The 14,497-nt window shown below is 63.2% G+C and carries 14 protein-coding genes; 7 read left to right on the top strand and 7 right to left on the bottom strand.

The window, feature by feature from the left end:
* Positions 1-167: 167 nt before the first annotated feature.
* The 5 genes from N6L27_RS18575 to N6L27_RS18595 all read right to left on the bottom strand — a co-directional run bounded on the left by N6L27_RS18575 (position 168) and on the right by N6L27_RS18595 (position 4,406).
* On the bottom strand, positions 168-1,268 hold the full coding sequence (locus tag N6L27_RS18575; protein ID WP_271908850.1) for a flavin monoamine oxidase family protein: 1,101 nt from the start codon (positions 1,266-1,268) through the stop codon (positions 168-170).
* The gene (locus N6L27_RS18580; protein ID WP_271908851.1) at positions 1,268-1,942 is read right to left on the bottom strand and encodes an SDR family NAD(P)-dependent oxidoreductase; all 675 of its coding nucleotides are present in this window, start codon (positions 1,940-1,942) and stop codon (positions 1,268-1,270) included. The genes N6L27_RS18575 and N6L27_RS18580 overlap by 1 nt, the downstream gene beginning before the upstream one ends.
* A gap of 4 nt (positions 1,943-1,946) precedes the next feature.
* Entirely contained in the window at positions 1,947-2,624 is a 678-nt protein-coding gene (locus tag N6L27_RS18585) for a cupin domain-containing protein (RefSeq protein ID WP_271908852.1), read from the bottom strand.
* Positions 2,625-2,638: 14 nt separating this feature from the next.
* Positions 2,639-3,619 (bottom strand): MBL fold metallo-hydrolase, encoded by a 981-nt coding sequence (locus N6L27_RS18590; protein ID WP_271908854.1) that lies wholly within the window; start codon positions 3,617-3,619, stop codon positions 2,639-2,641.
* 85 nt (positions 3,620-3,704) lie between these two features.
* Positions 3,705-4,406, bottom strand: a complete 702-nt coding sequence (locus tag N6L27_RS18595; protein ID WP_271908855.1) for a type 1 glutamine amidotransferase domain-containing protein — start codon at positions 4,404-4,406, stop codon at positions 3,705-3,707.
* 108 nt (positions 4,407-4,514) lie between these two features.
* Here N6L27_RS18595 and N6L27_RS18600 point away from each other — a divergent pair, with 108 nt between their 5' ends.
* Positions 4,515-5,060, top strand: coding sequence for a TetR/AcrR family transcriptional regulator (locus tag N6L27_RS18600; protein WP_271908856.1), 546 nt, complete (start codon positions 4,515-4,517; stop codon positions 5,058-5,060).
* 3 nt (positions 5,061-5,063) lie between these two features.
* Here N6L27_RS18600 and N6L27_RS18605 read toward each other — a convergent pair whose 3' ends face one another.
* Both N6L27_RS18605 and N6L27_RS18610 read right to left on the bottom strand, forming a co-directional pair.
* The gene (locus N6L27_RS18605; protein ID WP_271908857.1) at positions 5,064-5,345 is read right to left on the bottom strand and encodes a hypothetical protein; all 282 of its coding nucleotides are present in this window, start codon (positions 5,343-5,345) and stop codon (positions 5,064-5,066) included.
* A 396-nt stretch (positions 5,346-5,741) separates the two neighbouring features.
* Positions 5,742-6,206 carry a DUF1203 domain-containing protein gene (locus tag N6L27_RS18610; RefSeq protein WP_271908858.1) on the bottom strand — a complete coding sequence of 155 codons (465 nt, stop codon included), beginning with the start codon at positions 6,204-6,206 and terminating at the stop codon, positions 5,742-5,744.
* 220 nt (positions 6,207-6,426) lie between these two features.
* On the opposite strand from N6L27_RS18610, the gene N6L27_RS18615 reads away from it, so the two are divergent.
* From N6L27_RS18615 to N6L27_RS18640, 6 genes are all read left to right on the top strand, one after another.
* A complete protein-coding gene (locus tag N6L27_RS18615; RefSeq protein ID WP_271908859.1) occupies positions 6,427-9,354 on the top strand; it encodes an error-prone DNA polymerase in 2,928 nt (975 codons plus the stop codon).
* Positions 9,355-9,454: 100 nt separating this feature from the next.
* A complete protein-coding gene (locus N6L27_RS18620; protein WP_271908860.1) occupies positions 9,455-9,703 on the top strand; it encodes a hypothetical protein in 249 nt (82 codons plus the stop codon).
* Positions 9,700-10,125 (top strand): hypothetical protein, encoded by a 426-nt coding sequence (locus N6L27_RS18625; protein ID WP_271908861.1) that lies wholly within the window; start codon positions 9,700-9,702, stop codon positions 10,123-10,125. Before N6L27_RS18620 ends, N6L27_RS18625 begins: the two co-directional genes overlap by 4 nt.
* Positions 10,126-10,347: 222 nt before the next feature.
* Positions 10,348-11,865, top strand: coding sequence for a 2,3-bisphosphoglycerate-independent phosphoglycerate mutase (gene gpmI, locus N6L27_RS18630; protein ID WP_271908863.1), 1,518 nt, complete (start codon positions 10,348-10,350; stop codon positions 11,863-11,865).
* Entirely contained in the window at positions 11,862-12,995 is a 1,134-nt protein-coding gene (locus N6L27_RS18635) for a murein hydrolase activator EnvC family protein (RefSeq protein ID WP_271908864.1), read from the top strand. The genes gpmI and N6L27_RS18635 overlap by 4 nt, the downstream gene beginning before the upstream one ends.
* A 7-nt stretch (positions 12,996-13,002) precedes the next feature.
* Positions 13,003-14,337, top strand: a complete 1,335-nt coding sequence (locus N6L27_RS18640) for a S41 family peptidase (protein WP_271908866.1) — start codon at positions 13,003-13,005, stop codon at positions 14,335-14,337.
* Positions 14,338-14,497 lie beyond the last annotated feature (160 nt).

Consider the following 14,497-nt stretch of genomic DNA (forward strand, 5'->3'; position numbering starts at 1 on the left):
TGGACCGTTCGGCAGGCATGAGAATAGTTAACAAGCGCACGAGAGACAGTCAGCACTGATTTTCCGCCTCTAAGAGAGTGTCGGTTTCTTTTGCGTTTGATTCATCCGCTTCCCACACTGCGCGCGCAGGACGATAGGGCAGTTTTTTGATTGCCCTCTGACGGCAGTTAGCCGGTTGACCGATGGGCTTCCAGTTCCATCGATAGCGCTGCGGCTTTTGCAGTTTGTTCGGCAGCTTCCAGTGCGCCTTCAAGGAAGCCACCGAACCCGCGCGCGGTCTCGGTTGAGCAGAAGTGCATGCCTCGTGCCGCAAGGCTTCTCAGGTTTGAAGGCAAGCCATAGCTAGGATGGGAGCCGGATGGTGCGCGGTCCTCAGCGCGTGCGATTTCCGGGACCGCCGCCCAGTCCTGCAGAACCAGATCAAGAGGTTGCGCCAATTTTTGGCCAAACATCGCTGTGAGCTGGGCCAGGGCCTGGTCCATCATGTCATCCTTGTGTGCCGCGCGCACATCCGCAGGGAAGCCAACAAACCCGAACAGTGCATAAGGCCCGCCGTCCATAACAGAGGCGTCGTGGATTTCAACCATTGGTCCGCGGTGGCTCATGGCATCGCCCGACAGCCCGGCATCGCGCCAATGAGGTTCATCATAGACCGCGAGGATCTTGGCCTGGCCGGCCATCCAGGTCGGGACTTTTTTCAGGGACCGGCTTTGAGCCGCATCCAGCGCCGGCTCAAAGCTGACGGTATCTGCAATGACCCGGGGCGGGATGGCCAGCATGATTTGCTTGGCTTCCACTGTCAAAGAAACGCCATTCCGATCAAGATGCGCCGTGATGCTGCCAGGGGAATGCTGAACGGCTTCCAGCCTGGTTTGTGTCAGGATGCGCTCTGCATCCAATGATCCGGCCAGCGCGCTGATCAGGGCACCCATACCGCCGGCAAGCCGGTAGGAGCCTTCCATGGATGCATAGCCGCGCGCCCGCTGGACCGCGCCGGACCGGTCCTGATACATCTGATCGCCGGTTGAATACTGCGGGAAGACCGGGATGCCGAAACGCCGCGTCAGGGCCGCCATACGCGGCTGGCCGGGCCAGAACCAGGCCGGGCCAAGGTCGAATTTTCCGCCCGCAAGGTCCTTGGTCAGGATCCGCCCGCCGAGGCGGTCCTGCGCCTCAATCAGGAGAAAATCCGCGCCCTTGCGCGTCAGGTGGTCGGCAAGGGCGAGGCCGGACAGGCCGCCGCCGACGATGAGAATGTCCGTTTGCATCAGAATGCCTCCCCCATAGGTCTAAGATCCAGCTCGTGGGTCCAGGTGGATTTTGGCTGGCTGGCGAGTGCGAGATAGGTGTTTGCGATGTCTGCCGGCTGCATCATCCGCGAGGGATCCGTGTCGTGCAGATCCCGGCTGGCCTCTGTTTCGACGATCCCGTCAAGGATCACATGCACGACATGGACGCCCTTGAGCCCATATTCCCGGGCCAGCGATTGGGTCAATGCCCGCAGGCCCGCCTTGGCCGAGGCGAAGGCTGCAAAGTTCTTGCCGCCGCGCAGGCTGGCGGTGGCACCGGAGACGATGAACGTCCCGCCGCCGGTCCCGGCCATCGCCGGCAATACACTATGCGCCACGTTGACAGCGGATAAGACCATCGCGCGCCAGGTTGCCTCGAAGTCGCCGGTGCTTGTGTCCTCAAACGGCGATATGACCAGTTTAGCCGTGTTGTGAACCACAAGCTTGGGCGGGCCATGGGTGCAGATCATGTCCCGCAGCGTTACTCTGCTCCAGCGCGGTTCGGTCAGATCAACAGCCAGCGTGGAACTTGCGCCTTGGGGCACGGTCCGGTTCAGGCCAAAGGCAGAATACCCGTTCCGGCCAAAGGACGAGACCAGGGTCTGACCAAGACCGGGACCGGCACCGGCGACAATTGCGAGGGGGCTGGCCATTGGTCTATCCTGCCGCTGGGATGATTGGCGGTTCTGCCAAATGGCCGGATTTAACCCACAGGCGTGCACCTTCGGGTCCGGCTGTAGCCTTCAACGCCATACCCGGCGGCAGACGCAGCCACGAGTTTCTCTCGAACGTCTCGCCGCCTTCGGTGAAACTGCCCTCGATTACCAGCGCCTCAAATCCCTTGTGCCCGGTCACAGTCACATCTGCCGATGCGTCCCAGACCTCGATCCGGACCCGTTCGCGGGAGTCTTCAAAAAGCGGGATTTCTGACACGCCAGCGGAGACCGCGCGTGGTGTCTCTGCAGTTGTGTCGATTGTCAGCTGGGTGCGGTCATCAGGATCGAACTGCCAAAGCTTGACAAGAATGGTTGCTCCTTCTGCCGCACTTGGCGTGTGCGAAGTTGTCGGAGGGTTTCGCACATAGGTGCCAACAGGAAAATCGCCGTGCTCATCCTGAAAGACACCGTCGAGCACCAGAAACTCTTCGCCTCCGGTATGGGTATGGGCCGAAAAGGCGCTGCCCGGGGCATAGCGCACAATTGTTGTTGCCCGCGCAACCTCATCTCCGATCCGGTCCAGCATCCGCCGGTCGACACCTTTCATCGGCGAGGCGATCCAGGGTTCGTTTTCCGAATGGACAACCGCACGTTCATCAAAGTTTGCATTGATTTCCATCTCTCGTACCTTTCTCAAAGGTTGATTTTCATTCCGACCGCAATCGGCACGACGCGCTCGCCGTATTGGCGTTCAAGGGCGTTTGTCGCGCGCCAGCCGGTACAGTGGCCGGGCATGATCAAGTCGATATCAAACTGCGCAAAGTCGGCGACGGTTTGACCGATGATCTCTTCGTTGCCGCCGGCAAGGTGGAAACCGCCGGTCAGGCCGTGGATCGGCACGCCGGGGAAATCTCTTTGGGCGGCATGAAGCACGTTGACGATGCCTGCATGGGAACAGGCCGAAAACACCACCAGCCCCTTGCCTGCGATGTTCACCGCGACATAGCGCTCGTCCATGAGCAGGGGGTCGTCTTCCCAGTCCGTTCCGTCCTCGGTGCGGCGGACATGGCCGGGGAACCCGATCTCGTAATCCGTGACGCGGGGAATTTCGCCCGAGATATAGAACATATCGCCCAAGGTACTGACCGGCTGATCGGTGACAATGGGGGTTGCCCCCTGCGCAGCCAGCTCTTCCGGCGTGGCGATTTCGCGTATTTCGATCAATTCTCCGGTTGAGAGCGGAAAAGCGCGTTTGCGGAACATTCCGGGATGCAGGTAAACCGGCAGCTCGCCGGTCTGGCCGTCCTTGCGGATCAGATCAATCGCCGCGGGGATGCCGCCCGCATGATCCCAGTGCCCGTGCGACAGTGCGATCGCCTCAATGGAGGCAAAGGATTTTCCAAGACGCGACGCGTTGTACTCAACCGCAAAATCAACAGGGCCGGCATCAAAGAGCAGTGTATGCTCCGTACCGCCGCGCCGGGCCGTGATGATCAGGGCCAGGCCGTGGTTGGCACAACATTGACCGGCACCCGAGATCTGCTCCATCCCGGCGTTGTGCAGGTTGACCCATTCATGGGTAAATTCCTCCGGAACGCTTGACAGGCTGTCGGTCTGATTATCGATCAGAACGAGAATTTCGACTTCGTCAACAGGCTTGATATTTGCGGTCATGTCGGGCCTCCTCGCGCGGCATTTGTTTTGAATTACCTCCCCCGGGCGGGTCCGGCCGGGACGCTTTGGCCCCGGCCGGTTCGGCTTAGCTTGCGAGACGGACTTTCAGGGCCTCGGCCAGCGGCGGTGCCGATGCCGGGCTTTGGCCGGTCATCAGCGCGCCATCCTCGACCACATTGGCTTCCCAGTTGGCCTTGCTGATGTAGTTGGCGCCGCGGCGCTTCAGCTCGTCCTCAAGCGAGAACAGCAGGTGATGCAGCAGCTCGATCTCGCTGTCTTCGTCGTTCTTGAAACCGGTCAGGCTGACGCCATCAACGAGGTAAGTGCCGTCCGATTTCTTGATATCCCGCAGGATGGCCGGCGCGTGGCAGACCATCGCAACAGGCCGGTCGGATTCGTAGAAGTCGCGGATCATCTTAACGACATAGGAATCCGAGGCCAGGTCCCAGATCAGGCCGTAGCCGCCCGGCACGAAGAGCGCATCAAAGGTCGAATAGTCAATCTCGCGCAGTTTGCGGGTGTTCTGAACCGCGAACAGCGCAACCGGATCGTTCAGGAAACGGTCAGTGTTTTCCGTGGTGAACGGCGCCTTCATGGACAGCAGGTCAATGGGTGCGTTGCCGCCGGCGGGCGACGCAAAGACAACCTCATAGCCCGCTTCTGTCAGGATATAGTACGGGGTTGCGACCTCTTCGAACCAGGTGCCGGTTTGCTTGCCCGAGATACCCATTTCGTCAACGGAAGACATGACCAGCAAGACGCGCTTTTGTTTGTTTCCGGTAGCCATTGGGAGAGTTCCTTTCTTGGTATCTATCAATCAGTAGGTAGGCAAAAGCTAGGAGTTGATTTTCCACATGTCAACTGATATCTATCGACTGGTAGATTGGAGATCGTCATGTCACTGACAATGAAAGAAAAAATTCTTATTGCAGCAGAGAAAAGAGTGCGAAGCGCAGGCTTCTCGGAGATGAGTTTCCGCGATCTGGCCAACGACGTGGGAATCAAGAGCGCCAGCGTTCACTACCACTTCCCCACCAAGCATGATCTCGGAGAGGTGCTCGTCGCCCGCTATGCCGAACGCTTCAAGGACGAATTGGACAAGATTGATCAGGACGATCTGAAGGCCGCAATAGACAGCTTCGTTGCACTCTATTCCAATGCACTTGTGCTGAATGAGTCGATTTGCCTCTGCGCTATCATGGGAGCCGAAGCCATCGGGCTGCCGGAAAATGTCAATCAGCGCACCAAGGCCTTCTTCGAGATGAATAGAGCCTGGCTCGCAGCCCTGTTCTCCAGGCACGAGGTCAAGGATGCGGAAGATGTTGCAAGCCTCATTGTTGCAGCCCTTGAGGGTGGCATGATCGTCGCATCGTCGTCGAACGACCGTTCAGTGTTCGAACAAGTCGCCAAAACGGCCGTTCGCAGTATTGCTAAGGCATGAGGATCATTGCTTGGAGCTGCGCAACCTGCCCCAAACTCTGCCTCTCAGCAATCGCTCTCGCCGCTTTGGCCGTCTATTGGCTATGAGGCCTGAGCCTGATGCAGGTAACAGAGCACGGCGATGCACAGGAGTTTTCATGAACCCGCCTTCAGCTTTGGCGCGCTTCTTGTGGTTGGCAAAATGGTCGATTTTGTCATCGGTGGAGCGTTGATCGAAGCCCTTGAAGAAACCGCTTCCACAAACCTCTGGTGAAACTGACTTTGATTTTGACATGGTTTTGGCCATGAGGAGAAAACCGGGCCTTCGTGCAACGCGCGGCACCAGACAAGTTGGACTCACTGCCGGCTTGCGGCGTTTCGGCAGCATGGTTGCAGCGGTACCGCACTGGTCCCGGCCGCCAGCCCGAAGCGGCCGTAGAGAAGCGCTACAGTGCCAGGAATGCTGCCGGTGTGAAATTCTATGGTCAGCTTCCCATAAGCGGACCCGATGGCAGAGCCAGGCTGCCTCTTTTGATGCCAGGGGCTGCACCGGGGGCAGCGGAGCGCAGAGAGCTGCCGCTGCACAGTTGCGAACTGTTGCCGCCCTTTGAAACCTGACCGGCCCAGAGCGGATGGAGCGGGCCCAGAGCCGCCGTCAGCTCGACAGGGCTTCCCGGCGAGCCTGAAACCCTGACCTCCGGCCTCACGCCCGGTCGATCCGCGCCTGGTAGCAGTTGTTGCGCGACGACCGGATGTGGATGTAGTCCACCTGCTCATCGGCAAAGATCGCCTCGGCCTGCGCCATCATCTCTGCCTGCGGGATGACGATGCCGGTGCCGTAAACGATGCGGTGCCCGGCGCTGTAGCCCTTTATCAGATAGTCCGGCGCACGCTCCAGAACCTCCGGCACCTCTGTCCCTTCATGGCGTTCGCAAGGGGCCGCGCAGAGGAAAATGGGCCCGGTCTCGGCATAGGGCTGCGCCTCGGGGAAGGGGCGGTGGGCCAGAATCAGCATGTCTGAACCTTCGGGGATGTACTGCAGGCAGTGGCGGCAGGGGTTGCCGCCGCCGTCGGACACCGTGCGCTCCGGCATCTGGCCGTGGGCATCGGGGCCGCCTTCCTGCAGGGCGCGGACAATGTCTGTGGGCAGAGCGGTGATCTTGGTCATGGGGTTTCTCCTTTGCTGCCAGCACTCTGCCCGATCCGTGCGGTGGCAATCGACCCGGATCTTGCCCATCCCGCATCGGAACAGGAGGAGTGCTCCCGCCCGCCGGGCGGGCATTGGAATGCCCTGCGGCGGTTGGGCGTGGCGCCGCGCTGGCGCGCGGCGCGGCACCGCAATCCAGCAGGACTCCACATGAGAACAAAACGGGAATATCATGCGGGGCATGTTTGCTGAATTCGCCTGTCTTTCGAACTTCACCTTCCTCACCGGGGCTTCCCACCCGGAGGAGTACGCGGCGCGCGCGCTGACGCTGGGCTTGGGGGGCGTTGCCATTGCGGATGAGAACTCGGTGGCGGGCATCGTGCGCGCCCATGCGGCGTGCCGCGACATCGCGCGACGGGTGCGGGAACGGCAGGCCTGGGACCGGCAGAACACCCCCATCGGCCCGCCGCGGCCCGCGGGCATTCCGCAGCCCGCCTCCTTCCCGGTTTACGAAACCGTGCGGCTGATCCCGGCAGCAAAGCTGATCTTCACCGACGCGCCGGAGGTGATCGCGCTGCCGGTGACCCGCGTGGGCTGGGGCAGCCTGACCCGGCTGCTCTCAACCGGACGGCTCAGGGCACAAAAGGGCAGCTGTACCCTGCACCTTGCCGACCTCCTGGAATTTGCGGACGGCCTCCACCTGCTGCTGCTGCCGCAAGCGCAGCATCTGACCGGCGGCGCGGATGGATGGGACCCGCATATGGACGGGCTGACGCGCCGCTTTGGCGCCCGCATGCACCTGATGATGGCGCCGGCCTATGACGGCGGCGACCGGGCGCGGTTTGCGCAGCTGGCAGAGCTGGCCGCCCGTCTGAACCTGCCGCTCCTGGCCAGCGCCGCGCCCAAAATGCATCACGGCAGCCGCCGCCGCCTCGGCGATGTGCTGAGTGCGATCCGCTTGCGCTGCAAGGTGGAGGATCTGGGCCGCGCCGCCATGGCCAACGCGGAGCAGCGCCTGCGCTCCGAGGCCGAGATGCGCCGCCTGTTCCGGGGTTATGAACACGCGGTGGATAATGCCGCCCATCTGGCAGCGCAGCTGACCTTCTCGCTGGATGAGCTGCGCTATGACTACCCGGACGAGGGCCGCGAGAGCGAAACCCCGCCCCAGCGCCTGCGGCGGCTTGCCGAAGAGGGTCTCAGGTGGCGCTACCCGGGCGGCGCGCCGGACAAGGTGCGCGGCCTGCTGGAGCATGAGCTGGCCCTGATCGCCAAGCTGAAATACGACCCCTATTTCCTCACCGTGCGCGACATCGTCGCCTTTGCCCGCTCCCGCGGGATCCTCTGCCAGGGGCGCGGCTCGGCGGCGAACTCAGTGGTCTGCTACTGTCTGGGCGTCACCTCCGTCAGCCCGGAACTGGGCACCATGGTGTTCGAGCGTTTCGTCTCCGAGGCCCGCGACGAGCCGCCCGACATCGACGTGGATTTCGAGCACGAGCGGCGCGAGGAGGTGATCCAGTGGATCTATGAGCGCTACGGCCGCCACCGCGCAGGGCTCTGCGCCACGGTGATCCACTACCGCGGCAAACGCGCCATCCGCGAGGTGGGCCGCGCCATGGGCCTGACCGAGGACACCATCTCTGCCATGTCCTCCCAGCTCTGGGGTTTTTTCAGCAGCAAAGGGGTAGAGGCCGAGCGGATGCGCGAGATCGGCCTCGATCCCAGCAGCCGCCGCCTGCAGCTGACCCTGCAGCTGGTGGGGCAGATCATCGGCTTCCCGCGCCACCTCAGCCAGCATGTGGGCGGCTTCATCATCACTCAAGGAAGGCTGGATGAGCTGGTGCCCATTGAAAACGCCACCATGGAGGGCCGCACGGTCATCTGCTGGGACAAGGACGACATCGACACGCTGGGCATTCTCAAGGTCGATGTGCTGTCGCTGGGCATGCTTACCTGCATCCGCAAGGCGTTCGACCTGATGCGCCAGCACCATCAGCTGGACTACAGCCTGGCCACCCTGCCGCCGGAGGATCCGGCGGTCTACAACATGCTGTGCCGCGCCGACAGCATCGGGGTGTTTCAGGTCGAGAGCCGGGCACAGATGAACTTCCTGCCCCGGATGCGGCCGCGCAATTTCTATGACCTGGTGATTGAGGTCGCCATTGTCCGCCCCGGCCCGATCCAGGGCGACATGGTGCACCCCTATATCCGCCGCCGCAATGGCGAGGAGCCGGTGCATTTCCCCTCCGACGCGCTGGGCGAGGTGCTGGGCAAGACCCTCGGCGTGCCGCTGTTTCAGGAGCAGGCGATGCAGATCGCCATCGTTGGCGCCGGCTTCACGCCGGAACAGGCCGACCGGCTGCGGCGCTCGCTGGCGACCTTCAAGAAACACGGCAACGTCAGCGAATTCCGCTCTCTGTTCCTGCGCGGCATGGCCAGGAACGGCTATGATCAGGAGTTCTCCGAACGCTGTTTTTCCCAGATCGAGGGGTTCGGATCCTACGGCTTTCCCGAAAGCCATGCCGCCTCATTCGCGCTGCTGGTCTATGCCTCGGCCTGGATCAAATGCCACCATCCGGGGATCTTTGCCTGTGCGCTCTTGAACGCGCAGCCGATGGGCTTCTATGCGCCCGCCCAGATCGTCCGCGACGCCCGCGCGCACGGCGTCGATGTGCGGCCGGTCTGCATCAACAACTCCTACTGGGACAACGTGATGGAGCCCGACGGCCACGGCGGCCTGGCGCTGCGGCTGGGGTTCCGGCAGGTGAAGGGCCTGCGCGATGAGGACGCCGCCTGGCTCACGGCCGCGCGCGGCAACGGTTACCACGAGGTCGAGGATGTCTGGCGCAAGGCCGGCATTGCGCCGCCGGTGATCGAGCGGCTGGCAGAAGCCGATGCCTTTGCCGCGCTCGGCCTCAACCGGCGCGAGGCCTTGTGGGCCGCCAAGGCGGTCACCGCCCGCAAACCGCTGCCGCTGTTTGCCCGCGAGCTGGAGGGCGAGGGGATCTATGAACCGGCCGCCGACCTGCCGCAGATGGGCCTGGGCGAGGAGGTGGTGGAGGATTACGTCGCCATGCGCCTGTCCCTGCGGGCCCATCCGGTGGCGCTGATCCGGCATCTGCTGACGCCGCAGGACACGGTCGGCAGTCCAGGGGGCGGGCCGGGCGATTGAGTATTTGGGGAAAGAGGAAGCGGGGAACGATATTGGTTATCTTGGTACCTTGATAACATCTCAAGTTGCTCCTATATCAGCCTTCTGAAAGGAGGGTGCGATGAAATCAGTAACCCGTGTGCAAACCGGCCTGCGCCTGGAGGCACGGCTGGTGAAAACCATGAAGGCGCTGGCGGAATACCTGGATATCTCGGTGGCGGAACTGGTCGAGGGCATGGCGCTGCACGCCTTTGAAGGCAAGGCGCCGTTCTCTGAAGAAACCCTAGCGAAAATCGAAGCGCTCCGCGCGGTCTACGGGCTGGACCTGACCGCCGCTGACAGCCACAGCCTGGCCGAGGACCCGGAATGAACGAACGGACCGATTATGCGGTGATGGCAGCCGAACTGTCTGAGGGCAGCCTGCAACCGCAGGGATTTACTCATCGCGCGCATTTGGGAGTGGCCTATGAAATCCTCTCCCGCCACGAGGTGTTCGAGGGCATGGCGGTCTATGCCCGCAGCCTGCGCCGGCTGACCGAAACGGCCGGGGTGCCGGAGAAATTCAACGCCACCGTGACGCTCGCCTTTCTGAGTCTGACAGCCGAACGAATGGCAGCCACCAATTACCCGGATACGGAAACCTTTCTGGACAGTAACGCCGACCTGCTGCAGCCGGGCGTTCTGGGCAGGTATTTCCCGGCGGAAACTTTGGCCAGTGATCTGGCACGGCGGGTGCCGGTGCTTGTGCCGCAGAACACGGCAGGACCGGATGCCGGGCTGGCCGGGAAATGAGTGTTCGGGCAAAGATGAAGCGGGCAGGGGGTGCAGAGCCGGGGCGGCAGTCCAAGGCGGGCCGCGGGGGAATGAGTGTTTCGGGAAAGATGAAGCGGCGTTGCCGGGGTGCCGCGCCCTGATAACGCCAACTGTGGCAGGAAAGCCGGTTCACCCCGGCGCGGCAAGGCGTTAGAAGGCTTGCGAACATTGCCCAACCTTGCCCTGCCCCGGAGCTGATCCATGACCGCACCCAAACCCGTTGTCCTGTGCATTCTCGATGGCTGGGGCCGCGGTGAACCCGGCAAGGCCAACGCGCCATATCTGGCGCAGACCCCGACTTTTGATGCGATCATGGCCAAGGGGCCGAGCGCCAGGCTGATCACCCATGGGCCGGATGTGGGCCTGCCGACCGGGCAGATGGGCAATTCCGAGGTGGGGCACACCAACATCGGCGCGGGCCGGGTGGTGGCGATGGACCTGGGCCAGATCGATCTGGCGATCGAGGACGGCAGCTTCTTTGAAAACGCGGCGCTGCAGGACTTTATCGCGCAGCTGAAGGACAGCGGCGGCGCGGCGCATCTGATGGGGCTGGTCTCCGATGGCGGCGTGCACGGGCATATCAACCACATTCTTGCAGCGGTGAAGGCCATTCACGAGGCCGGGGTGCCGGTCTGGCTGCACGCGATCACCGACGGGCGCGATGTGGCGCCGAAATCGGCCTTCCGCCATTTCCGGCGGCTGGAGGAGAAACTGCCCGAAGGCGTGCGCATTGCCACCGTCACCGGGCGCTATTTCGCGATGGACCGCGACAACCGATGGGGCCGCGTCAGTGAAGCCTATGATGCGATGATTCACGCCAAGGGGCGGCCCGGCCACACGGCCCACAGTGCAGTGGACCATGCCTATAACCAGTCGGAAACCGATGAATTCATTGCTGCAACAGTGCTGGAAGGGTTTGAGGGCGTGAAGGACGGCGACGGGTTCTTCTGCCTGAACTTCCGCGCCGACCGGGCGCGGGAGATCCTGCGCGCCATCGGCGAGCCGGGCTTTGCCGAGTTCGACACAGGCGTCCGGCCCAAGCTGGAGGCGCTGATGGGCATGGTGGAATATTCCGATGCCCACAATGATTACATGACCACCGCCTACCCGAAGGCGGCGATCGTCAACACACTGGGGGCCTGGGTCGCCAAGCAGGGCAAGACCCAATTCCGCCTGGCCGAGACCGAGAAATACCCGCATGTGACCTTCTTCCTCAATGGCGGCAAGGAAGAGCCGGAGGAGGGCGAAGACCGTTTCATGCCGAAGTCGCCGAATGTGGCGACCTATGATCTGCAGCCGGAGATGTCGGCGCCGGAAGTGACGGAGAAATTCGTCGAGGCGATCGGGGTGGGCTATGACCTCATTGTGACCAACTATGCCAATCCGGATATGGTTGGCCACACCGGCGATCTGAAGGCGGCGATGCGCGCTTGCGAGGCGGTGGATCAGGGTCTGGCCAAGGTGGTTCAGGCGCTGGAAAAGGCAGGCGGCGCGATGATCGTCACCGCCGATCACGGCAACTGCGAGGTGATGGTGGACCCGGAAACCGGCGGCGCCCATACCGCCCATACGCTGAACCTGGTGCCGGTGGCGCTGGTTGGCGGGCCCGAAGGGGCGCAGCTGCGCGATGGCCGCCTGGCCGATCTGGCGCCCACCATCCTGGAGCTGATGGGGCTGGAGAAACCGACGGAGATGACCGGGGAGAGCCTGCTGTCATGATCCGGGGCGCGGGCCTGATGCTGCTGGCCTTGCTGGCTGCGCCGCTGCAGGCGGCAGCGGATCCGGCAGAGGCCGCGCGCAGCGCTGCGGAGCAGCTGGAAACGGCCTCTGTCAAGCTGCAGGATGCGGACAGCTCCCGCGACCGGGTGAAGGCGCTGACCTCTGCGGTACAGGCCTATGAGGCGGGGCTGGGCGCGATGCGCGACGGCTTGCGCCGGGTGGCGCGGCGCGAGGGGCAGCTGAGCGCGCAATTGGCGGCGCGGCAAGAGGAGGTCTCGGGCCTTTTGGGCATCATCCAGACCATCGAAACCTCGCCGCCGCCGGTGCTGATGGTGCATCCCTCCGGGCCTTTGGGCGCGGCGCGCTCGGCGATGATGCTGGCAGAGGTGACGCCGGCGCTGCAGGCGCGGGCTGAGATGCTGAAGGCGGATCTGGACGAAGTGCAGAGCTTGCGCCTGCTGCAGCAGAACGCCGCCAAGACGCTGGAGGAGGGTCTGGCGGGCGTGCAAAGCGCCCGGGTGCAGCTGTCCACTGCCATCGCCGACCGCACCACATTGCCGAAACGCTTTACCGAGGACCCGGTGCGCACCGCTATCCTGATCTCCTCGACCGAGACGCTGTCGGGCTTTGCCGATGGGCTGGCCGAGATTGCCGATGGCGGGATTGCTGCCAGCGAGGCCGACATCAGCGCCTTGCGCGGCACGCTGCCCTTGCCGGTAGAGGGGCTGCTGCTGCGCGGTTACGGCGAGCGGGATGCCGCGGGCATCGCCCGGCCCGGCTGGCTGGTTGCCGCCCGTCCGCGGGCGCTGGTGACATCGCCCACGGCGGCCACCATCCGTTACCGCGGGCCGCTTTTGGATCTGGGCAACGTGGTTATTCTGGAGCCGCAGCCCGACACGCTGTTTGTGCTGTCGGGCCTGGCGGAGGTGTTCGGCGACGCGGGACAGGTGATCCCCGAGGGCACACCGGTCGGATTGATGAGCGGAGAAAACCCGAAACCGGACGCAATTCTGTCAACAAGCGGTGAAGGGGGTGGAACTGACCGGACAGAAACGCTCTATATAGAGGTGAGAATGGACAACAGCCCGGTGGACCCCGAAACGTGGTTCCGCACTGGAAAAGGTGGATGAAGGCTTGATGAAGAAATTTGCGATGGCCGCCGTTGGCGGCACGCTGGCAGGGATCGTGGCGACAACCTATGTGGCGGGTCCCTTGCTGGCGCAAGAAGGCCTGCGGGAGGCAAACGTCTATGAGCAGCTGGACCTGTTCGGCGATATCTTCGAGCGCATCCGTGCGCAATATGTCGAGGAAGTTGACGAAAAAGAGCTGATTGAGGCGGCGATCAGCGGCATGCTGGCCTCGCTGGACCCGCATTCCAGCTATCTGTCGCCGGATGACGCGGCCAGCATGCGGGTGCAGACCCGCGGCGAATTCGGCGGCCTGGGGATCGAAGTCACCCAGGAAGAGGGCTTTGTCAAAGTTGTCTCCCCGATCGACGGCACCCCGGCGGATGAGGCCGGGATGGAAGCCGGCGATTTCATCACCCATGTGGACGGCGAAAGCGTTCTGGGCCTGTCGCTGGACGACGCGGTGGAGCTGATGCGCGGGCCGGTCGGATCGGAAATCGTGATCACCGTGGTGCGCGAGGGCGAGGCGGAACCGTTTGATGTCTCGATCATCCGCGACACCATCAAGCTGACCGCGGTGCGTGCCCGCACCGAGGGCGACACCGTGGTGATGCGGATCACCACCTTCAACGACCAGACCACGCCGAACCTTGAGGAAAACCTCAAGAAGCAGATCGAGGAAGCCGGCGGCATGGATAATGTCAACGGCATCGTGCTGGACCTGCGCAACAACCCGGGCGGGCTGTTGACCCAGGCGATCAAGGTGGCCGACAGCTTCCTGGAATCCGGTGAAATCGTCTCCACCCGCGGCCGCGACCCGGAAGACGGCGAGCGGTTCAACGCCACCCCCGGCGACCTGGCAGAAGGCAAGCCGATCGTGGTGCTGATCAACGGCGGTTCGGCCTCGGCGTCGGAAATCGTTGCAGGCGCGCTGCAGGATCACCGCCGCGCCATCGTGGTGGGCACCAAGTCGTTCGGCAAGGGCTCGGTCCAGACCGTGATGCCGCTGAAGGGCGAGGGCGCGATGCGCCTGACCACAGCGCGTTATTACACGCCGTCGGGCCGCTCGATCCAGGCGCTGGGCGTCTCGCCCGACATCGTGGTGGCGCAGCCGCGCCGGACCGCGGCGGCTGAGGAAGAGAACGACTCGTCCACCCGCCGGTCGCGTTCGGAAGCCGACCTGCGCGGCAGCCTGAACAACGACAGCCTGTCCGAGGATGAAATCCGCCAGATCGAGGAAGAGCGTGAGAAGGCCGAGAAAGCCGCGGAACTGCGCGAGCAGGATTACCAGCTGGCCTATGCCATCGACATCCTGAAGGGGATGGTGGCGCTGGGTCCGAAGTAAGGCCCGCGCAAACACGCATCAGGAAGGGGCCGTCCGGTTGGGCGGCCTTTTTTTATTTTTGCTGTGCCGCCGGGTTGGGCGAGGTTTGACTGCTGTTCCGTTTATGCGCTGAAGCCCAATTAAGGGGGCGGCGCCGCCAGGTGGAGGTGGACAGACCCCG

The organism is Leisingera sp. SS27 (genome assembly GCF_028368855.1).
Classification (GTDB): domain Bacteria; phylum Pseudomonadota; class Alphaproteobacteria; order Rhodobacterales; family Rhodobacteraceae; genus Leisingera.

What these genes read in the sequence shown, in the direction of transcription:
- N6L27_RS18585 (WP_271908852.1), bottom strand. Translation starts at nt 2,624, where the DNA reads ATGGAAATCAATGCAAACTTTGATGAACGTGCGGTTGTCCATTCGGAA.
- N6L27_RS18575 (WP_271908850.1), bottom strand. Translation starts at nt 1,268, where the DNA reads ATGCAAACGGACATTCTCATCGTCGGCGGCGGCCTGTCCGGCCTCGCC.
- N6L27_RS18610 (WP_271908858.1), bottom strand. Translation starts at nt 6,206, where the DNA reads ATGACCAAGATCACCGCTCTGCCCACAGACATTGTCCGCGCCCTGCAG.
- N6L27_RS18625 (WP_271908861.1), top strand. Translation starts at nt 9,700, where the DNA reads ATGAACGAACGGACCGATTATGCGGTGATGGCAGCCGAACTGTCTGAG.
- N6L27_RS18595 (WP_271908855.1), bottom strand. Translation starts at nt 4,406, where the DNA reads ATGGCTACCGGAAACAAACAAAAGCGCGTCTTGCTGGTCATGTCTTCC.
- N6L27_RS18580 (WP_271908851.1), bottom strand. Translation starts at nt 1,942, where the DNA reads ATGGCCAGCCCCCTCGCAATTGTCGCCGGTGCCGGTCCCGGTCTTGGT.
- N6L27_RS18615 (WP_271908859.1), top strand. Translation starts at nt 6,427, where the DNA reads ATGTTTGCTGAATTCGCCTGTCTTTCGAACTTCACCTTCCTCACCGGG.
- N6L27_RS18600 (WP_271908856.1), top strand. Translation starts at nt 4,515, where the DNA reads ATGTCACTGACAATGAAAGAAAAAATTCTTATTGCAGCAGAGAAAAGA.
- N6L27_RS18605 (WP_271908857.1), bottom strand. Translation starts at nt 5,345, where the DNA reads ATGGCCAAAACCATGTCAAAATCAAAGTCAGTTTCACCAGAGGTTTGT.
- gpmI (WP_271908863.1), top strand. Translation starts at nt 10,348, where the DNA reads ATGACCGCACCCAAACCCGTTGTCCTGTGCATTCTCGATGGCTGGGGC.
- N6L27_RS18590 (WP_271908854.1), bottom strand. Translation starts at nt 3,619, where the DNA reads ATGACCGCAAATATCAAGCCTGTTGACGAAGTCGAAATTCTCGTTCTG.
- N6L27_RS18635 (WP_271908864.1), top strand. Translation starts at nt 11,862, where the DNA reads ATGATCCGGGGCGCGGGCCTGATGCTGCTGGCCTTGCTGGCTGCGCCG.
- N6L27_RS18620 (WP_271908860.1), top strand. Translation starts at nt 9,455, where the DNA reads ATGAAATCAGTAACCCGTGTGCAAACCGGCCTGCGCCTGGAGGCACGG.
- N6L27_RS18640 (WP_271908866.1), top strand. Translation starts at nt 13,003, where the DNA reads ATGAAGAAATTTGCGATGGCCGCCGTTGGCGGCACGCTGGCAGGGATC.